The 20,561-nt window shown below is 39.7% G+C and carries 18 protein-coding genes; 7 read left to right on the top strand and 11 right to left on the bottom strand.

The window, feature by feature from the left end; genetic code table 11:
* Positions 1-3: 3 nt before the first annotated feature.
* From DFQ12_RS25535 to DFQ12_RS25520, 4 genes are all read left to right on the top strand, one after another.
* Entirely contained in the window at positions 4-627 is a 624-nt protein-coding gene (locus DFQ12_RS25535) for an ABC transporter ATP-binding protein (RefSeq protein WP_120261849.1), read from the top strand.
* Positions 628-711: 84 nt separating this feature from the next.
* Positions 712-1,272, top strand: coding sequence for an elongation factor P (gene efp / locus DFQ12_RS25530; RefSeq protein WP_120261848.1), 561 nt, complete (start codon positions 712-714; stop codon positions 1,270-1,272).
* Positions 1,273-1,439: 167 nt separating this feature from the next.
* Positions 1,440-2,039 (top strand): 5-formyltetrahydrofolate cyclo-ligase, encoded by a 600-nt coding sequence (locus DFQ12_RS25525; RefSeq protein ID WP_120261847.1) that lies wholly within the window; start codon positions 1,440-1,442, stop codon positions 2,037-2,039.
* Between the two features lie 151 nt (positions 2,040-2,190).
* Positions 2,191-3,933 (top strand): transcriptional regulator, encoded by a 1,743-nt coding sequence (locus DFQ12_RS25520; protein WP_120261846.1) that lies wholly within the window; start codon positions 2,191-2,193, stop codon positions 3,931-3,933.
* A 708-nt stretch (positions 3,934-4,641) separates the two neighbouring features.
* Here the strand turns inward: DFQ12_RS25520 and galE are convergent.
* Positions 4,642-5,673, bottom strand: coding sequence for a UDP-glucose 4-epimerase GalE (galE, locus tag DFQ12_RS25515; RefSeq protein ID WP_120261845.1), 1,032 nt, complete (start codon positions 5,671-5,673; stop codon positions 4,642-4,644).
* Positions 5,673-6,665 (bottom strand): UDP-glucuronic acid decarboxylase family protein, encoded by a 993-nt coding sequence (locus DFQ12_RS25510; protein ID WP_120261844.1) that lies wholly within the window; start codon positions 6,663-6,665, stop codon positions 5,673-5,675. The genes galE and DFQ12_RS25510 overlap by 1 nt, the downstream gene beginning before the upstream one ends.
* Positions 6,666-6,731: 66 nt before the next feature.
* Between DFQ12_RS25510 and DFQ12_RS25505 the strand changes: the two genes are divergently transcribed.
* Entirely contained in the window at positions 6,732-7,970 is a 1,239-nt protein-coding gene (locus DFQ12_RS25505) for a 3-deoxy-D-manno-octulosonic acid transferase (protein WP_120261843.1), read from the top strand.
* A gap of 151 nt (positions 7,971-8,121) precedes the next feature.
* Here the strand turns inward: DFQ12_RS25505 and DFQ12_RS25500 are convergent, their stop codons facing one another.
* Positions 8,122-9,570, bottom strand: a complete 1,449-nt coding sequence (locus DFQ12_RS25500) for a glyceraldehyde-3-phosphate dehydrogenase (protein ID WP_120261842.1) — start codon at positions 9,568-9,570, stop codon at positions 8,122-8,124.
* 138 nt (positions 9,571-9,708) lie between these two features.
* Positions 9,709-10,881 (bottom strand): radical SAM family heme chaperone HemW, encoded by a 1,173-nt coding sequence (gene hemW, locus DFQ12_RS25495; protein WP_244211852.1) that lies wholly within the window; start codon positions 10,879-10,881, stop codon positions 9,709-9,711.
* A 210-nt stretch (positions 10,882-11,091) separates the two neighbouring features.
* Here hemW and DFQ12_RS25490 point away from each other — a divergent pair, with 210 nt between their 5' ends.
* Positions 11,092-12,213, top strand: a complete 1,122-nt coding sequence (locus tag DFQ12_RS25490) for a glycoside hydrolase family protein (protein ID WP_208642621.1) — start codon at positions 11,092-11,094, stop codon at positions 12,211-12,213.
* A gap of 108 nt (positions 12,214-12,321) precedes the next feature.
* Here DFQ12_RS25490 and DFQ12_RS25485 read toward each other — a convergent pair whose 3' ends face one another.
* On the bottom strand, positions 12,322-14,199 hold the full coding sequence (locus DFQ12_RS25485) for a M1 family metallopeptidase (RefSeq protein WP_120261840.1): 1,878 nt from the start codon (positions 14,197-14,199) through the stop codon (positions 12,322-12,324).
* A 160-nt stretch (positions 14,200-14,359) separates the two neighbouring features.
* Here DFQ12_RS25485 and DFQ12_RS25480 point away from each other — a divergent pair, with 160 nt between their 5' ends.
* Positions 14,360-15,217 (top strand): hypothetical protein, encoded by an 858-nt coding sequence (locus DFQ12_RS25480; RefSeq protein ID WP_147420476.1) that lies wholly within the window; start codon positions 14,360-14,362, stop codon positions 15,215-15,217.
* Positions 15,218-15,294: 77 nt separating this feature from the next.
* On the opposite strand, the gene DFQ12_RS25475 is transcribed toward DFQ12_RS25480, so the two are convergent.
* From DFQ12_RS25475 to DFQ12_RS25450, 6 genes are all read right to left on the bottom strand, one after another.
* Positions 15,295-16,692, bottom strand: coding sequence for an MBL fold metallo-hydrolase (locus DFQ12_RS25475; protein WP_120261838.1), 1,398 nt, complete (start codon positions 16,690-16,692; stop codon positions 15,295-15,297).
* 12 nt (positions 16,693-16,704) lie between these two features.
* Positions 16,705-17,520 carry a sulfite exporter TauE/SafE family protein gene (locus tag DFQ12_RS25470; protein WP_120261837.1) on the bottom strand — a complete coding sequence of 272 codons (816 nt, stop codon included), beginning with the start codon at positions 17,518-17,520 and terminating at the stop codon, positions 16,705-16,707.
* 58 nt (positions 17,521-17,578) lie between these two features.
* A complete protein-coding gene (locus tag DFQ12_RS25465; RefSeq protein WP_120261836.1) occupies positions 17,579-17,992 on the bottom strand; it encodes a DUF6691 family protein in 414 nt (137 codons plus the stop codon).
* Complete coding sequence (locus DFQ12_RS25460) at positions 17,993-18,487, bottom strand: YeeE/YedE family protein (RefSeq protein WP_244211851.1); 495 nt, start codon at positions 18,485-18,487, stop codon at positions 17,993-17,995.
* A gap of 148 nt (positions 18,488-18,635) precedes the next feature.
* Entirely contained in the window at positions 18,636-19,076 is a 441-nt protein-coding gene (locus DFQ12_RS25455; RefSeq protein ID WP_120261835.1) for a hypothetical protein, read from the bottom strand.
* Entirely contained in the window at positions 19,066-20,463 is a 1,398-nt protein-coding gene (locus DFQ12_RS25450) for a WG repeat-containing protein (protein ID WP_120261834.1), read from the bottom strand. The genes DFQ12_RS25455 and DFQ12_RS25450 overlap by 11 nt, the downstream gene beginning before the upstream one ends.
* Positions 20,464-20,561: the final 98 nt, after the last annotated feature.

Raw genomic sequence — 20,561 nt, 5'->3', positions numbered from 1 at the left:
GCTTTGGAAATAACATTAAAGGATATTGGTCGAAGATATAACAGTGAATGGATTTTCAGGCATATTAACTATCGTTTTGAATCCGGAAAGAGCTATGCTGTCCTCGGACAGAATGGTTCTGGAAAATCCACCTTGTTGAAGGTTCTTTCTGGCAGTCTGTCATCTTCTGAAGGTGAATTGGTTTATACGAATGGAGAGAGCATCATTGGTATCGATCAGGTTTACCAACATCTGTCTATTGCCGCACCATATATAGAGTTGATCGAAGAGTTTACCTTGCGTGAGCTGTTCGATTTTCATTTTCAATTTAAAAGTTATCTTCAGGGTTTTGATAAAGAGAGTGTATTAAATTTGTTGGGGTTGGAAAGTGCTCTCGACAAAGAAATAAAGCATTTTTCATCAGGGATGCGCCAACGGGTTAAACTGGTGTTGGCATGCTGCTCTAATTCAAATTTAGTATTGTTGGACGAGCCAACAAGTAATCTGGATAGTGAAGGAGAGGAATGGTATTTGAATTTAATAGCGCGTACCAAGCTCGATTTTAGATTGTTTATTATCTGTTCAAATCAAAAAAAAGAATACGAATTTTGTGACGAAACAATTTCTATTGTCGACTTCAAAAAGTAACGAATGAAATTTTAATAAAACAATTAGTTTTTGTATTTTTGACGACTCAATAATGAGATAACCGTTTAAAGTTCAATTCAAAGAATGGCTAAGGCATCAGAGGTAAAATCAGGAAATATTTTAAGATTTAATGGAGAGTTAGTCTCTGTAGAAGAATATATACACCGTACACCAGGTAATTTGCGCGCTTTTTATCAAGCAAGAATGCGTAATGTGAAGACTGGGAAATTAGTTGAATATCGTTTTAGAGTTGATGAGAGTGTGGAGATTGCGCGTGTTGAAACGAGTGATTACCAATACCTATACGAGGATGGCGAATTTTTCGTCGTGATGGACAATAATACATACGAGCAATTCAATATTCCTAAGTTTTTATTTGGTGATTCAGCACGTTTCCTGAAAGAAGGAATGACTGTCATTATTGCTTTTGAAAGTGATGAGCCTATTATGGCAGAAGCACCTAAAAGTGTTGAATTGGAAATTACATATACGGAGCCAGCAGTGAAGGGAGATACGTCTACAAACGCTTTGAAAAAAGCTACTGTAGAAACAGGAGTAGAGATTATGGTGCCTTTATTCATTAATCAGGGAGAGAAAGTCAGAGTCGATACGCAAACAGGTAACTATATCGAACGCGTAAAGTAATATAAGAATTTAGGTTTAGGTTGATTATTCGGTCTTGATAGCGCTCGCTACAAGGCCGTTTTTTTTGCTTGGTTCCGTCGATTTGCAGTTTCATTATCGAGAATTAGATCATCCATTTACTGGATGCGTTTTATCGGAATGATGGAATAAAAAAATTATCTTTAAGCATGAAATCTAAAAAGGAATTAAGACAGGAGTTTAAGATGAAAAGATGCCAACTTTCCAAAGAAGATGAGGAAAGTCTTAACCATGAATTACTGTTACAATTTCAAAAAATAGCGCTAACAAAGGTTAGCTATATGCATGTTTTTCTTCCTATCCAAAAATATCATGAACCCAATACTTATCCCATTATAAATTATGTGAAGGAATTTTTTCCGAAGATCATCTTGGTCGTATCCCGCTCAAATTTTTCGGACTATTCTATGCAACACTATATCCTTGATCATCAAACGATTTTTGAGACGAATGAATGGGGAATTCCGGAGCCTGTTGCAGGAGTAGAAGTATCCCCTTCAGTTATTGATTTTATTCTAGTTCCTCTATTGGCGTTTGATGTTGATGGTCATCGAGTAGGTTATGGAAAAGGATTTTATGATCGTTTTTTTGCACTTTGTGCATTAGAAACCCAACGAGTAGGATTATCTTTTTTTGATCCTATCGGACAAATCGCTGATCGAAATGAACACGATGTTGTGTTGACTAAAGCAATTACACCAAATCGCATTTATAATTTTGGTACTCATGGACGTGATACCTCATTTTAGCGATCTTTAAGATGTCCGGAGATCTCCATTTAATGATTTATTTTATCGGATCGATGTATTTCTCTTTTTATCCGTGTGTTGATTTTAGTGTATGCTGATTTAATTAAAATTATTTTTTATTTTTAGTGAGAAATTCTACCTCTATACCGGTATGCTGAGATTTTTTATTATACTATTTTTTATAACGATAATTCCCGGTCGCGCCGTTTTTGGAATGGATTTGATGGATTCCAATTCCTCGGCGGAAGAGAAGAATTTTTATGAAACAATTATTCGGGAATCACAGAAGTATCAGACTTCTAGTTCGGCATTGAGCACATACCTAACCCCATATTTCAATCAGGCTATTCGGAAAAATGACAATGCATTGCTCGCAATCTACTATTGTTTGTTAGCGGATCAATCTTTTGACAGTGAAGGTGGAAGAAATAGCTTTAGTGACAAATACTACCTAAAGGCCCTCGATCTGGAGAAGGATTATAATTATCAGAATGTCAAAGCTTGGGTGAAGGTGATGTATGGTTTTTATTTGTATAGATGTCTGAAAGCTTCTGAGGCACTTCCTCTATTATTAGAGGGTGAAAAGGGCTTAGAGGATATATCAAAGGATCTGGTGTTAGATCTGACACATACTTATAAAAAACTGGGTTATTTCTTCGGCACTTTGGGCGACTATAGAACGGGAATTAAGTATTTGGAACTCGGTCAGCAACAAGAAGGCATTTCTCCAAAACTTAAAGCGGAGATTTTGGACAACCTTGGCTTATTGACTTTAAAAAGTGGTGGGGATACGGCACAGGCGATGAAAAATTTTGAGATTGCCCAAAATCTGGCGCTTTCTGAGAAGGATTCTCTTCGCTATGCCAAGACCTTGGGCAACCAGGCACGGATCTATGAGGGAATGAAAGATTATCAAAAGGCATTGTCACTTTTAGATAAAGATCTGGAAATCTCGAAATCGCTGGGTAATAATAAAAACACCATTTTCGCTTTAATGATGCGGATTCGTTTGTGTATTTCTATGGGAGCAAATCGGGAAGTCCGTCAAATGATCAAGGAGACCGAATATCTATTGGAAGGAGCTGATGACAAAAAAACGATACTGGAGCTAGAGGGGCATAAGTTGAATCTTGCTATTCAAAATGGCGATTTGAAACAAGAATTAAACGCACGTCGGCGCATCGAACAACTTCAGGATTCATTGCGATTTCTGGATGGAGATCCCGTTTTGTCGCAACTGAAATTTATGGCTGACAAACAAAAATATGCTGATAAACTATCGTTGGCTCAGGCGCTCATCAAAAAGAAACGTGCTGAGACGAGATTGTGGGTGATATTGAGTTTGTTTGTATTGGTATTATCCTTTTTTATTTATAATGCATTTCGATACCGTTCACGCAAGCGTATGCGGGAATATGAATACCAATTGTTGAATCTAAAGTATACTAAAGCCGAATTGGACAAGGAATTGATGAGTTCCAAAAGTCAGCTCGAAGAGTATATGGTATATCTCAAGCGTAACAATGAACAGATCGATCTTCTTTCTTCGATGCTTGATGAAATGGGGGAGACAAGTGCCAAAGACCGGGATGAACTTAAAACACTTTTGCAGTCTCATCTTATAACGGATGAGAAATGGCAGGAATTTAAGCTTTTGCTGGCTAAGGAGTTTCCGAACTTGTTGCAGGATATCCAGGCTAAATTTCCAGATATTACTGAATCTAACCTGAGGGTGATTGTGCTTATGAAAATGGGCTTAAATAATAGAGAGGTTGCCAATGTTTTGGGCGTTACTCCGGATGCAATCAAAAAATCAATGCAGCGTTTGAAAAAGAAACTTGGTGGACAAGCCGGTATATTGATGGAATATATTTCGGATAAGGAGCTTGTTTAGCGATTTATTCCGAACTATATTTTTTTAATAAAGCTCCAAATCTAATACACTAACAATAACTACTTTTATACCATCTGATCACGTCGTATTTCTGCTACAGTTTTGAATCATGGAACTTCATCTTGCTTAGACAAAGTGGTCCTAAATTAATTTCATTTATAACTTTTTCTCTATTGGTGATCTTCGATCATCCCTGCCCTTTGCTGGGGACCAAATTAAGACCAAGTTATTACCAACTTTGGACTGTAAGCAGATTGAGTGTACAATGAGTCCACGTTGAGTCCACCTTTTTATGTGCTTACACTGTGTCTGCATGTTTTTTACAAGTCGGGAGGAGTGCGAGCTTGGGGCAAACCTGTTCCTAAGTTATTTACAAGAAATGGCAAGGAAAATTGCAAGAATTACGATTGTTATTTAGCGTGAATTTGGGATTACCCAAAAATCAGCTAGATGCTTGATAAAGTGGGATTTAGTATCTTTAGGTGCAGGGTCAATGGTAATGGATTTATCAAACACCTAACGCGGCTCTTTGTGTAGATTTGCTAACAAAGATAAGCCGATTTGGCCCAGATTTGCTTCGTCACAAACAAGAGGTAGCTTTTGAAAGAAGAGAAAGGATGTAGACAATCCAATTCACTACTACCAAAAATATGACCGTCTCAGTTCCCTGGACGGTCATATTAAGTGTAGAGCTCAATGGGCTCCTATTTAATCCAAAGGATTTTCTTTCAGATTTTTTTCCCATGCCCATGCAGAGGCCATCATCTCATCGATGCCCAATGCAGCTTTCCAATGCAGTTGATCTGCTGATTTGGTCACATCACCATATACCTTGATGATATCGCCATCCCGACGTGGGCCAATTTCATAATTCAATTTTTGACCAGAAGCCTTCTCAAATGCTTTGATGGCTTCAAGTACTGAATAGCCGTTACCGGTTCCTACATTGAATACGTCATATTTACCGTTAGGGTTTCCTTTTTCCAATAATTTGATTGCAGCGACGTGGGCTTTTGCTAAATCGACCACATGAATATAATCGCGTACACAAGAACCATCCGGCGTATCATAATCGTCTCCAAATACGGTTAGTTTTTCTCTTTTTCCGATCGCAGTCTGCGTAATGAATGGTAGTAAATTTTGAGGTACACCATTTGGCAATTCACCTATCAAAGCAGACTCATGCGCACCTACTGGATTGAAGTAACGCAGGGCGATAATGTTATAGTTATCGTATGCAGTCGCTGTTTCTTCAAGAATCTCTTCGGCGATCTGTTTTGTATTTCCGTAAGGTGAAGTTGCTTTTTTTACAGGAGCACTTTCAGTGACAGGAAGAGTGTCCGGTTCACCGTAAACTGTACAGCTTGAAGAGAATACAAAATTAATCGGTTTATTCCGATAAGATTCCAAGATGTTGATCAGGGAGAAGAAATTATTGTGGTAGTATTTTAAAGGGTTTTGAACGGATTCACCTACAGCTTTAGATGCCGCAAAATGAATAATCCCTGAAATATCACTGTTATTTTTCACAAATTCAATTACCTTATTGGCATCACAAAGATCGAATTGATGAAATTCAGGTTTAATTCCGATGATTTTTTCTATTTGATCCAATATCTTGATATTTGAATTGGAAAGATCATCAACGATTACAGGAATATATCCTGCCTGATGTAGTTCGACAACTGTGTGAGAACCAATATAGCCTGTTCCGCCTGTGACTAATATTTTTTTGCTCATTATTTTTGATTATAGTATGTAAAGTCTTTATGTGATAAAGTTTCCAAAGGAACCTTTTTGTAAAAATCTATCGTTTTTTCTAAACCTAATTTTCGGTCTATTTTGGGCTGCCAATTCAACTGTGCCTTCGCCAGACCAATATCCGGTTTACGTTGTTTAGGGTCGTCTATGGGCAATGGCCTATGGCTGATCTTACTTGAACTTCCGGTTAGTTCTATGATCTCCTGTGCCAACTGCAATAGTGATATTTCGTCGGGGTTGCCTATGTTTATGGGCTGTATACAATCTGAATGCAACAACCTATAAATGCCTTCGATTTGATCATCGATATAACAGAACGACCGTGTCTGTGAACCATCACCAAAAAGGGTAATGTCTTCGCCTCGAATAGCTTGGGCTATAAACGTTGGGATGGCACGTCCGTCATTGAGACGCATTCTGGAACCAAAGGTGTTAAATATTCTTACAATACGTGTGTCAAGCCCATGTGCATTATGATAGGCCATCGTAATTGCCTCCTGAAATCTTTTGGCTTCATCATATACCCCTCTGGGACCGACAGGGTTAACATTGCCCCAATAATCTTCTGACTGTGGGGAGACCAGGGGGTCGCCATAGACTTCTGAGGTCGATGCCACTAATATTCGGGCTTGTTTTGCCCTAGCCAAGCCAAGGAGATTATGCGTACCTAAGGAGCCGACTTTGAGTGTCTGAATAGGGATTTTGAGGTAATCAACGGGACTGGCTGGAGAAGCAAAATGGAGGATATAATCCAAATCCCCCGGAATATGCACAAACTTTGAAACGTCGTGATGATAAAAGTCGAAATTCTCCAGCTTGAATAAATGTGCGATATTCTGTAGGTCTCCAGTGATTAGATTATCCATCCCGATAACATCGTAGTCTTCGGCAATAAAGCGATCGCAAAGGTGGGAACCAAGGAAGCCTGCTGCTCCAGTGATCAAAATCCGTTTGCGATGTTTATTTTCCACTCAATGGTTCCTTATTAATGAAATGGGTTTGATATCTTTGACTAAGATAAACATTATTTTAACAACATGCGTTTGCTTTATTCAATTGGAATCTTTCTTTATGGACTCTTATTGCGTATTTTGGCCCCTTTTCATGCCAAAGCGCGCCTTATGGTAACAGGGCGAAAAGACTGGTATTTGCGGATGAAACAATCGGTTGACTCTAGCCAAAAACATATCTGGTTTCACTTCGCTTCATTGGGCGAATTTGAGCAGGGAAGACCTGTTTTGGAGGCCGTGAAAAATAATTATTTAGACCATAAAATCATTGTAACATTTTATTCTCCTTCAGGCTATGAGATCAGAAAGAATACCAATCTGGCGGATCATGTTTTCTATTTACCTTATGACACGGCCCAGAATGCACGGTTGTTTTTAGACCTGATCAATCCCTCATTTGCAGTCTTTACAAAATATGAGTATTGGTATTATTATTTTGAAGGCTTACACAGCAGGTCTATCCCATTATTTCTTGTTTCGGCAATTTTCAGACCGGAACAGATTTTCTTTCAGGCTTATGGTACTTTTTTTCTGAAAATTCTGGGCTTTGTGACATATTTCTTTGTTCAGAATGAGGAAAGCGTGCGTTTGTTGAAAGAATATGGAATTAGAAATGCGGGATTAGCAGGCGATACACGTTTTGATCGTGTGATTGACCTGCCTAAGGTTCGAAAAGAAATACCGCTGATAGCGGATTTTGTGGAAACAGCTCCTGTTTTGGTGGCTGGGAGCACCTGGCCTGAGGATGAGAAATTATTGAAAGAACTGCTCCAACGGTTTCAAGAATATAAGCTGATTTTAGCGCCACACGAGATCAATGAGGGACATATTGTCAGCATATTAAATCTGTGGCCTGCGGCGCTTCGTTTTTCAAAAATGACGGAATATGACAGGGCAACTTTAACGGAAGCAAAGGTATTAATCATAGACAATATTGGACTTTTGTCTTCTTTGTATGGTTATGGTCAGGTCGCCTATATCGGCGGCGGATTTGGTGTAGGGATACATAATACACTGGAAGCGGCAACCTATGGAATGCCTGTCTTGTTTGGTTCCAATTTTAAGAAATTTCAGGAAGCGAAAGATCTGATTGAACAGGGGGGAGGCTTTTCATTTGCGGATAGTAAGGGGCTTCTGGATGCCTTTGAACGATTACAGGATCAATCAAAACGTGTGGAGGCAGCGAAATCCGCCCGCCAATATGTACAGCAAAAAGCGGGAGCAACACCCATTATCATGAAATATTTGAAGAATGCCAATTTATAAAAATATAAAGAAAGCTGCTCCAAAGATAAAAGCAAACTAGCTGGGAATTGAATAGCTGAAAAAGAGACGTTAAGCGTAGACGAACGACATTAAAGAAAAATAGGGTATCCAAAATGATCGGATACCCTATTTTTATATTGAAAATGAGATTTTAATAGTACGTATATCTTCTTACACCTGCAATATGCCGCGATAAACGCATAACTTGATGGGAATAGCCATACTCATTATCATACCACACATAGAGCACAATATTTTTACCATCAGCTGAAACGATGGTTGCTGGTCCATCAACGACAGCAGCAGCTGTTGTACCTATAATATCGGTAGATACAAGCTCATCATTGCTTGAAAATTTAATCTGTTCGACAAGATTGCCTTGTAATGCACTCGTTTTTAAGAGTGTGTTTATTTGTTCCAAAGCTATGGCGGAGGTCAATTCTAAATTTAATATTGCTAATGACCCATTAGGGACAGGTACCCGGATTGCGTTGGAAGTGAGTTTGCCTGTTAATGTCGGGAGTACTTTTGAAACAGCACTGCCGGCCCCAGTCTCCGTAATGACCATGTTCAAGGCCGCAGCACGACCTCTTCTGGATTTTTTATGCATATTATCCACCAGATTTTGATCATTTGTATAGGAATGGATCGTTTCTATATGGCCTTTCAAGATACCTATTTTCTCTTCGAGGACGGCCAAAACTGGCGCAATAGCGTTTGTGGTACAGGAGGCTGCGGAAAAAATAGCATGTTTTTCCAGATCTATCGTGCTTTCGTTTACACCGTAAACAATGTTGGGTACACCTTTGCCAGGTGCCGTCAACAATACTTGCGAAGCGCCTTTAGAGGTTAAATGGCGTGCAAGTTCTTTTTCATCACGAAAGGCACCTGTATTATCAATAACCAATGCATTATTGATGCCGTATGCGGTATAATCAATATCTTCAGGTTGCTTAGCAGAGATGACGTTGACTGTGATACCATTAATAATTAGCGCATTTTTTTCAGGGTCTGTATAAACTTCACCCTCAAATTCGCCGTGTATAGAATCGCTTTTCAGGAGAGCAGCTCTTTTTAACAATGATTTGGCATCATTGGGGTCTCTGGTGACTATTGCCCGTAGACGAAGTTGCTTGCCAGAACCCGATTTATTAATGAGTTCGCGTGCGAGCAGGCGACCAATACGACCGAAACCATAGAGCACAACATCGCGGGGTGTTAATTCCTGCGATTCGGCGATTCCCTGTAATTCATTGAAAATAAAAGAAGACAAATCCTCCACATTGATCTGGTCGTTTGTGGCTTTGATCGCAAGTTTACCGATATCAATTCGAGCGGGAGCCAGATTTGATTTTTCCAATACACGAGCGACATTCAATAGATCAAATATGGTCAGTATATTGCCGGTAAGGATAGTGCTTTCCCGGAGGTGGTTGAGAATCACACTTACTTTTTCATCAACAAGCTGCTCTCTGAACAGAACGAACTCAACGGCCTGGTTATACCAAAGATTACTAATGATTTGAATCAGTTCAACAGCTGCATTCTGCTGCTCTCTGTAACTTTTGATTTCTAAATCAAAAGAAGGGCTATGTAACATAATATTTTTATAATAGATTATGTTGCAAACATAGTATAAACAGCGCTAAAAAAGTGATTTGATTTTCATTTTCGTAATTATTGAAATAAAAATACGCTTACTATTGCTGTTTTGATAATTTTTTAGACTATTTTGTTGTTAATTTTCAATAATAAATAATTCGGACATGATATGGTCCGCCATTAGTTTGCCAGAATCTGTTAATCTTAATTTATTATCGTCTAAAATTAATTGTTGCTGCTCGAGAAATGGTGCGGCATCTTCCATTATTTTGCTTCTAACGGAGTAATCAAAATTCTTTTCTAACTGCTCCAGATCAAGCCCCCACATGGTGCGCAGTGAGGTCATAATAAACTCGTTAATCTGATCGCGAACAGATAGATGCTCGATCTCCAAGGGAAGCTGGTTGGTCTGTATGGAACCGATATACTTGGCATTATTGGCGATATTCCAAGATCTGGAATGACCATTGAATGAATGGGCTGAAGGGCCGATACCTAGATAATGTTTGCCTTTCCAATAGTTTGTATTATGACATGCATATAAACCATTTTTAGCAAAATTGGAAATTTCATATTGTTCATAACCCGCACCTTTCAATGTTTCGATCAGCAGATTCATCTGATCGGCCGCCTGATCTGAATCAATGGCCGGACTCATGCCCTTCTTGATGAAATGATCTAGTGCTGTTTTAGCTTCCACAGTCATTGAATAGGAAGAAATATGGGGGATCGCAAAATCGATCAGTTGTTGCATATTGTAGCGCCATTTTTCATCGGTCAACAAGGGGTAGCCATAAATAAGATCACAGGTGATATTCTCAAATCCTGCATCCTGTACACGCATGATTGCTGCGGATGCTTCCTGTCTGGTATGTGCCCGATTCATCCATTTCAGATCTTCCTCAAAAAAAGACTGTACCCCTATACTGAACCTATTCACGGGAGTTGATCTTAATGCATTCACTTTTGCGGCATTGAGGTCATCTGGATTGGCTTCCAACGTAATTTCAGCCTGATCACTTATGTCAAATTGTTTGGCAACAGCATCAATGATCCTTGAGATTTCGTCCGCCTCCAACAGGGAGGGTGTCCCACCACCAAAATAGATGGATTCAACTTTTCTGTCTTCCAAATAGGGAGACCTAAGTTCGATTTCTCGCAAAAGGGCGTTAACCATTTCGGTCTTGTATTGCAGTGAAGTACTGAAATGGAAATCACAATAATGGCAAGCCTGTTTGCAGAATGGGATATGGATGTAAATCATGGGCACAAATATACCAAGACTGGTGTAAATTCGGCGTTTATTCATATTTTTTCTTCCATTTGGGGAGCCGTTTCCCCTATCCTCTTGGATATTTTTTATTGGCGAGCAACAGCCAGTGTTATGTCATCTCGATGTTGAATGGGGTTATTTTTGGAAATAGTCTTTTAAAAATAGGAGATAAAGAGTTTGACAACAAAGGAGTTATTTTCTATCTTGATGGTCAGATTCATTTTACATAATCAAAAAACCAATCTTATGAAAATATCTTCCCGTCGTGACTTTCTGAAAAATGTCATTGGTGCATCGAGTATGCTATTGCTTTCACAGCAAGGATTTGCGGTGGATAATCGGTATGAAGAAGCATTTATCGATAAGTTGCTCCCAGCACCAAAAGGAGGTGGATTTGCCATGGCAGATTATTGGATATGGGATCCTTCAGTGATTAAGGGAGAAGATGGTAGATATCATATGTTTGCATCACGTTGGAGCAAAAAATATGGCTTTGGTAATTGGGTGACCAACTCGGAAGTCGTGCGTGCGATTGCTGATACACCCGAGGGACCTTACGAATTTGTTGAGGTGGTATTGCCTGCCCGTGGGAAAAAGTATTTTGATGGTTGTACAACCCACAATCCCCGGATCGTTAAAAACGGTGACTATTATGTACTTTATTATTTTGGAAACAATTATGAGGAGCCCAATCCTGGTTATTCCGAGAATGTTTGGGAATCGGGTTTGGGACAGAGGGCCTGGATGCATAAACGTATTGGAATGGCCTATTCAAAGTCGATATCAGGTCCTTGGAAGCGCGTCGATCAGCCCATTTTGAATCCGAGGCAAGGCGAGTGGGACGCTTCCATAACATCCAATCCTTCTCCGGTTGTTTTGCCCGATGGAAAGGTGTATCTGATCTATAAATCATCACCTGTGAATTACAATCCCCCTTTGCTATTGGGTGCGGCGCAAGCTGATTCGTTCTTGGGGCCATATCTTCGTTTGTCTGATAAACCTATTTTTTCTTTCCATACTGATCAAAATCATGAAAATGATGTGGAAGATCCTTTCGTATGGCATAATGGTCAGCATTTTGAATTGATTATGAAAGACCGCTATGGCAAAATCTGTGGGGAAGAGGGCGGCGGCATCCATGCATATTCGAAAGATGGAATCGATTGGCATCTGTCAAAAGCCGTCAAAGCTTATTCCAAGACGATCCGTTGGAATGATGGTACTGTCAGCCATCAAGCCAATTTTGAACGGCCATTTTTACTATTTGAAAATGGAAAACCGACACATCTTTTTGCAGCTACAGGAGATGGGACTGAATCTTATCAGTTTGAACGGACCTGGAATATGGTCATTCCGTTGGAGGTATAATAAAAGAGCTGTATCAAATTTTTAGTATGATACAGCTCTTTATGATTTTTATGATCTCATCAAAGGAACAGCATCTGTTTATAGATGCTTATTTTTTCAGCATTTGAATTAGCGTGTGAGGCTATTGTTCGCTGATTCTACATCCGCAAGTCGAAGCGATGGATCTATTGTGATTGTTTTTGGAGCCTTATTGACTGAAATTTTATATTCAGGGTTTGTCCAGAACCAATCCTTCAATATCGTGCGTTTTATACCCTTATAGATTTCAAAATTTTCCTCTGGTTTTTCACCGCGCATTTCACGTAAAGGGATGTAAAATAGCTCTTTGCTTCCATCTTGATATTCTACAAGTATATCGAGTGGCATCGCAAAGTTTGATTTATTGAGCAGTTGAATTTCTGAATCGGTTACCTTGCCAATTGCATAATCAATTTGGCGTGTCGTATTGATGAACAAATTGAAATACCACTTCAGGTTTATTCCGGATACATCCTCTGCAACGCGTTTGAAATCATTCGGTGTCGGATGTTTGAATTTCCAGATGTCGTAGAATTTCAAAAAGGTTTTCTCTAGATTTTCCTGACCGATAATATAGCCTAATTGCTCCGCTAGCACAGCACCCTTATTGTAAGCCTCATTACTGTACCCATAATTCGTATTGTAATAATCCGCAAGCAGGCTCATCGGCTCTTCCTTGCCTGAAAGTGCTAATTTATAATAAGCTCGATAGGCATCGATAAGGGGATTCGATGCAATGGCGCCCCGTTTTTCGAAGAGATGCTGCATGGCCAATTCTTCCACGTAGGAAGTAAATCCTTCATCAAACCACTCATCTACTGTTTCATTGATTCCAAATAAATGTTGATACCAGGAGTGAGCAGACTCGTGAAAAATTACACCAACAAGGCTTTTCAGATTACGGCCTCCAGTAATCAAGGTTGCTGTGCCATATTCCATACCACCGTCACCGCCTTGGATGATGGTGTAAGTCGGCCATGGGTACGTACCAAACTTAGCACTGCAAAAATCAAAAAATTCGGTAGATAGACCCAAGGCTGTCTTCCAATTTGAAATAACCTCTTTGTCAGTAGGAAGGTAAACAGTATACACTTTGATTCCATTTTTGCTAGCTGCAGAGTCTACAACAAATTTGGGATCTGCAGCCCAAACGAAATCGTGAATATTTTGGGCTTTGTAATGCCATGTAGCCTTACCATTGCTGGCTTTTACCTTGGCTTTTGCCTGATAGCCTTTTACCTCATCTGGATTTTGAAGAACACCTGATGCACCGACAACATAATTCTTGTTGAGGTGTATTGTGACGTCAAAGTTGCCGAAAGGAGCTATAAACTCACGGCCGATATATTCATCGAGATGCCAACCGAATTCATCAAACTGTGCCATCTTCGGATACCATTGTGCCATAGAAAGCGCCACGCCTTCTGCCGAATTGCGGCCTGACCTCCGGATCTGTTCAGGTACCTGTGCGGTCCACTCTATATTAAAATTAGCTGTTTCCCCGTCCTGGATCGCAGTGGGCAGGGTGACCTCTAGTATGGTACCATCAATCTTATAGCTTGTATTGGCCCCATTCATGCTGAGGCTTTTTATTTTTTGGTAACCGATCTGGTTTGGTTGTAACGTTTCGATACGGCTTTGCAATATTGGTTTTTCTTTGGTGCCAATATTTGATACCATCCGTTTATCTGGATCACTGATATTTTTCAACCGGTAATCCATCATTGATCCTGGTTGGAATGCGTTAAAATATAAATGAAAATAGACTTTTTTTAAGGATTGGCCTGAATTGTTGCTATATTTCAAAGCCATTTTTCCATCATATTGATAAGCTTTTTCATCTACGTTGACATCCATTGTATAGTCAACCTTCTGCTGCCAGAATCCTTTTCTCTGGGCCTTTACTTCCTGTCCTCCAATATTTATGACACATATAAGCGCTAGAAAGGACAATATTTTGATTTTCATGTTCCAAACTTACAAAATTGTCTCAAGAAATGCCGATTAATCAGCCCAATCCAGATAAATGTCATCAAATCTTGACGAAAAGTGATTTGATTATTAATAATTGGCTTGGTTTTGGTTAGAAAATTTATCTGATGAGTTACCAAATATTACAAATAAATTTATGGAAAATCTGTATTATAAGCCTTCGGGGAAGGTGCCTGCTTTCGCATTAATCGGCTCGCTTGTGTTGGGTATTGTAGGATCAATTATCTTGGCAATTGTCTATATCGCCTTACAGTGGTTTATTCCGATTGTCTATTTCAATGTCTTTATCACACTTGGATTTGGAGCAGGACTGTTTTATCTGCTTAATTTTTGTTTCAAACAATGGAAGCTCAGGAACAAAGGTGTTGCGATTATCATCACACTGATCGTTGCTATAGTTGGTTTTTATGCACAGTGGGCGCTGTTTGTTTCGTTGATGTATAATGCTGAAGGTACCATGGGTGGAGACACCTGGGTGAAATCTTCTTTTAGCCTGGAAGGCTTTAAAGCATTTTTTATGCACCCCTCTTTTATCTGGGAGGCATTACAGGGCTTAAATGAGGTTGGTACATTTAGCTTGAAGAAATCAACTGTGTCAGGAGGGATGCTTTGGGCCGTATGGGGAATTGAAATGGCAATCATTCTGATTACACCTATTATTATGGCTTTCCGGGGTATTACCATTTATCCTTTTTCAGAGAAAGACGAGATCTGGATGAACAAACGGATTTTACCGGGGCGATTAAAGTTTGTTGAAGACAAAGACGCTACGGCGAACACATTGGCCAATCATGATTTTGCCTATGTCTACGATCATCTTTCTGATGAAGAAGAGCATTTTTCTTTTGCAACGGCAGAAGTGTACGAATCGGATACCGATGACCATCAATACCTGACCATCTATAATCATCAATTCGTGGAGAAGAAAGGGAAGATGGAGGAAAAGAAAGATGAGGTTATTGAATTCCTTCGAATTAACAGGAATAGCTTGTAGAAGCAGCTGAATGACTGTGATTATGTGAAAATAAAATAGCTCCGGGATTTATTTCTGGAGCTATTTTATTTAACAGGCTATTTAACTAATAGACCACCTTTTGCTTTCCAGTCATTGATGGACGCACTATATATTTTAATGTCTTTAATTCCATTTTTAGCTAAGATCGAAGCTGCAATTGTCGCCCGGTCTCCAGATTGACAATGCAGGTATAATTCTTTTGTGCGATCAATTTTGTATAGATTGTCTTCAATTGTTCCAACAAAGAGATGTGTGGCATGTGGTAGATGTCCTGCCGTAAATTCGGCTGTATTCCTGACATCCAGAATCTGAACGTTGGGATTGTCAAGGACATCATTCATTTCCTGAAATCCGATAAGCTGTTGTTGTTCCAAAGGAATTCCCAATTGTGGAATGGCTTCGACTGTAATATAGCCGACAACATTGTCAAGACCTATGCGCATTAATTTACGTGCAATTTCGTCCTGTTCGTTTTCATCTATGATAAGAATAAATGGTTTTGTGTAATCCAATATCCAGCCGGCCCAGGTGTTGAATGTCCGATTATGTTGTATGTTGATGCTGTTGGGAAGATAACCTTTTGCAAAATCAAATTTATGTCGAGTATCGATGACCGTGGTACCTGACTGATACAGTCTGGTGAACTCTTCCATCGAAAGCTTGGGATACTGAGGTACGCTTGTCTGTAGCGGACGCATGATTTTGTTGAGTTTCTTCATCATGGCAAAATAGCGCGGCGGCTCAGGCTGTCCTTCTAAAAGTTCCGCAACAAAATCACTTTCATTATTTTGATATTGAAACGCCCAGTTGCGTATCCGTTCATAACCAACCGTTGAACTAGGTACAGCACCCAATGCTTTGCCACATGCTGATCCAGCACCATGAGCAGGCCACACCTGGATATAATCTGGTAAGGTCAAAAAATGCTGTAAAGACTTAAACATCTGCTGTGCACCGACTTCCTTGGTACCAATGAGGCCAGCGGCATTCTCCAAAAGATCTGGACGGCCAATATCTCCAACAAATACAAAATCACCTGTAAATATCATCACCGGATCCATTGTTGCTGGCGTATCAATTAAAACAAAACTAAGACTCTCAGGCGTATGTCCAGGGGTATGGAGCACCTTGAAAATTAGATTTCCAAGATGGATCTGATCACCGTCTTTTAATCCGATATGGGGAAACTCATATTGCCAATCCTCGCCTCCTTCGTCGGAAAGGTAACATTGGGCGCCTGTTAGTTCAGCTAATTCCAATGTTCCGGAGAGATAATCAGCATGGATATGTGTTTCGGCAATATGTGTAATTTTTAAATTGTTTTTTGCTGCAATCTCTAAATAAGTGTCGACATCTCTTTTGGGGTCAATTACCATGGCAACACCCTTGGCCTGACAGCCAATTAAATAACTTGAATGTGCTAAAGATGACTCGAAAATGTGTTGAAAAAACATAATATATGATTTTTAGTGATTTACGAATTGAATGATTTCGAAAGTAAGAATTAGGATACCGATACTGATCAGGAAATAACCAAAGATCCCCTGTAGTCGTACCACCTCCAATTTGTCTTTCCATTTGGAACCAATCTGAAGGCCTATTAAAGTGATTAGCGTAAAAGTAAGCAATATCGGCCAATTCATGTGGTTCAATAGCTGGTAGTTTGCAACCAGACCAAAGGAGGCGTTTAACCCAATGATAAATAGCGATGTTGCGATAGCCTGTTTTAATGGAATTCCCAAAAGGAGCACCAACGACGGTACAATAATAAAGCCGCCACCGGCACCGACAAGTCCTGTCATGACACCCACAAGTAGACCCGCGATAATTATTTTGAGGACTTGACCAATATGCATCGTGACAGCTGGTATTTCGACCTGTTTCCTTCTGCGGATCATTGCCAGTGCGGAAATCAGGATGACAATCGAAAACAGCAGCATAATAACGTGATTTCTGGAGACCGCTATTTCCGCAAGATGAAATTGCGTTGGTATGGCAGCCAACAGGTGGCGCTTGGTCAAGTAGACCGATAGTAAAGACGGAACCAAAAAGAACGCCGTGGTTTTTAAATCTATTTCGCCTCTGGTCAGGGGTTTAATTGAGCCGATTATGGCCAGTATTCCAATGGAAAACAGGGAATAATCAAGCGCATATTGGGGCTCAATATGAAATAGGTAGACGAAGATCGGTAGAGTTAAAATACTGCCGCCACTCCCCATCAAACCCATTGATAGCCCAACCAATATCGCCAATAAAAAGCCAATTATAAATAGTAGTTCCATTTTTGTTAAATCAAATGCTATCGTTATACCCACAGACTCATGATCATCTATTCTCGGCTTAATGAGGCAGCTTGTGTCTAATTAAACCATAGATCCATGTCCCCAGGATAGCGAAGATCAGTACAATGCCCAATGTCCAATAGCCTGAACCGATCAATGCAAACATAGGCCCCGGACAGGCTCCTGATAATGCCCAGCCCAGCCCGAAAATGGTACCACCGACGAGATAGCGTGTGATACTTTTGTCTTTCGCCTGAAATGCGATCTGCATGCCATTGCTGTCTTTAATCTGTTTCCGTTTGATAATTTGTACAATGATAATCGCTGTTGCGAGCGCCGTACCGATCATGCCATACATGTGGAAGGAGCGGAACTGAAACATCTCATAAATGCGATACCATGAAGCGGCTTCTGATTTGTATAAAATGATCCCAAATAAGATCCCGATCAATATAAATTTTACTGCTTTCATTTATGCGAAGATTAAAGGAAATAAGAAGTGAACCATGATGATGCCACCTATAAAAAAGCCAATGACAGCGATTAAAGAGGGAAGCTGAAAATTGCTGAGTCCTGAGATGGCGTGTCCGGACGAGCAGCCTCCGGCATATCTTGTCCCGAAACCGATCAATAGTCCGCCAATGCTCAGTATTAAAAACTGAAACCAAGAGCCATTAAAAATAAAGATCGATTCGGGAAGATAGCCCTGTAGTTGATCTATTATGCCTAGTTCCTTTAAATCAGCGACACTTTTTGCATTGATTTGCGCAGCAGAGCCGTCGCTTAAGAAGTAATGGGCAATGAATCCTCCAATGGCGGTTCCGAGTACCACAAGAAGGTTCCAGGATTGCGTCTTCCAGTCGAAGCGAAAAAAAGAGGATGATTTACCGGCACCTAATACCGTACACATCGTCCGCAGATTATTCGACATACCGAAATCTTTTCCTTGTTTTAGCAATAAGTACATGACTAATGCAATTAAGGGCCCCGAAATATACCAAGGCCATGGTTGTTTGATGTATTCCAATAACATAGCTTGTTCTTAATTTATATGACAAAGGTACATACCGCTATTACAAAAAACGGTAACAAATGTTACCGTGGAATGTATGTTATTACATATCGTAATACTCAATATTAGCCTCTTTGAGTGCTTGGGTCAATAGGGGCAGATCATCTTCTTTCTGAAATAATTTATTACGCCAGGTACGAAAAGCGGAACCTTTGTTTTGGTTTATAATAATCAAATTGCCGCCGGAGCGTCTGAGATTTCGAATATGTGAAATGTTGCTCAAGGGGAATTCAACTGTTTTTTTTGAATTGCTGACGGTGAGTGTATCTTCATCCAACCGCCATGTGGAATCCAGTGTAGAACACTTGATCGCCAAATACAGTGCAAGGGGAACCATCAAAAGAGCGATGATGATCTTATAAATTTCTTGAATCGGAACTTTCGACATGCCTATCCCTATCAATAGAATCGAGGTCAATAGAATAAACATGTATTTCCCGCGATGCAATGTTGAAAGATAGAATGTTTGTGGATTACTCTTCATACTTTTTTATAAACTTTCCTTTTGCATTAATATAGTAAAAATTCTCAAGGTCTTCGCTGACCAAGGCTAATCCATTTTCAAAGGGTTGTGCATTCTGGAATTTAAAAGGAATGACCACTTTGCCACTGTAGTCAAGATATCCATACGTGTTGTCTTTAAAAACCAATAATAATTTCTCACCAGCAAAAGATAAATATTCCTGACCTGTAGGTAATAATTTTTTGCCGGATTTGTCAACTAACTGATAGGTTAGATTTTCAACAATCAGTGCTAGATTGTCGCGATACTCTGAGATAGTTTCGTATTTCGCAGGAATCAATACGTTCCCTTTTAGATCGAGTACACCAGTAAAGTCTCCTTCGTTGTATAAGGCATGGCTTAAACTTGGGACAGAGATGAAATCATATTTGGCAGCGAGCAATAGCTTACCGCTGTTATCCAACAGACCATATTTCTGATCTTTCATAAATACTAATGGTGCCCCTTCCGTATCTAAACTCAACGATTCGTATTGACAGGGGATAACTTCTTTTCCCTGTAAGTCGATCAGGCCAAACATTTGAGCTGCATCGGTGACGATGGCATAATCACCAACATACGCATAGATGGAAGCATATTTTGCTGGCGTGAGTTTATTGCCTAAGCTATCCTGTACGCCAAAAAATTCAGTATTGGGATCTTGATACCAGGACAAATGATCATTTAGTGCAGAGTCGGTCGCAGTTTCTTCTGCTTCTCCTTCTTCATAACCTTCCGGAATTTCGAATAATGCCGTTTCGTAAGGGACCTCTTCAACTTTCGTCGCTTGGATTCCTAAACCCTCGGCACCGATAGATAGCGCTGCTCCGGGTACCTTTTCTAGGTAATCGTAGGTTCCCCAGTATAGTTTTGGTAAATTTTCCGCATACCAGACTGTGATTTCGGTTTGTTTATCTTTACTACCTGCTAGATTAAATGTTGCTTTTTTACAGGACAATCCTGCGATAATTTTCTTTTCATTCGGAATTAAGCTCATTTCAAAATCACTCGAGTACGCATAATCTCCACCCGCTGATGTTTCAATAAGCTTACCGGTAGCAAGATCCGTTGAAGTATATGTTTTGCTGTTTTCGTCGATCAGATAAGAAGTCTCGTCTTTGATGTTGCTAATCTGTATGGATTTTACAAACAGCAAACTCTCTACACGCATTTGATCCTTGCAAATATAGGCGTGCATCAATGCTTCTCCGTTTCCGGCCAAAATTTTGATAAATTCAGAAGCTGATGTATCTGTACCTGTTTCGGGATCGGCAAATTGATAGGTTATTTTAAAGACCTTTTGTTGAGCCAGACTGGTTTTAGCAAAAACTAATGTGAAAAAGGCTATGCAAAGGAAAAAATGTTTCATTGGAAATACGAATTAGAATACGAAAGTATTGAAATTTGGTTGGTTTGTGAAATAATCTTTTGTCGATTGGGAAAAATCATGCAGAAATTTTGATATTA

It is taken from the genome of Sphingobacterium detergens, from assembly GCF_003610355.1.
GTDB classification, from domain to species: Bacteria; Bacteroidota; Bacteroidia; order Sphingobacteriales; family Sphingobacteriaceae; genus Sphingobacterium; species Sphingobacterium detergens.
This window is presented reverse-complemented; position numbering and strand designations above follow the sequence as displayed.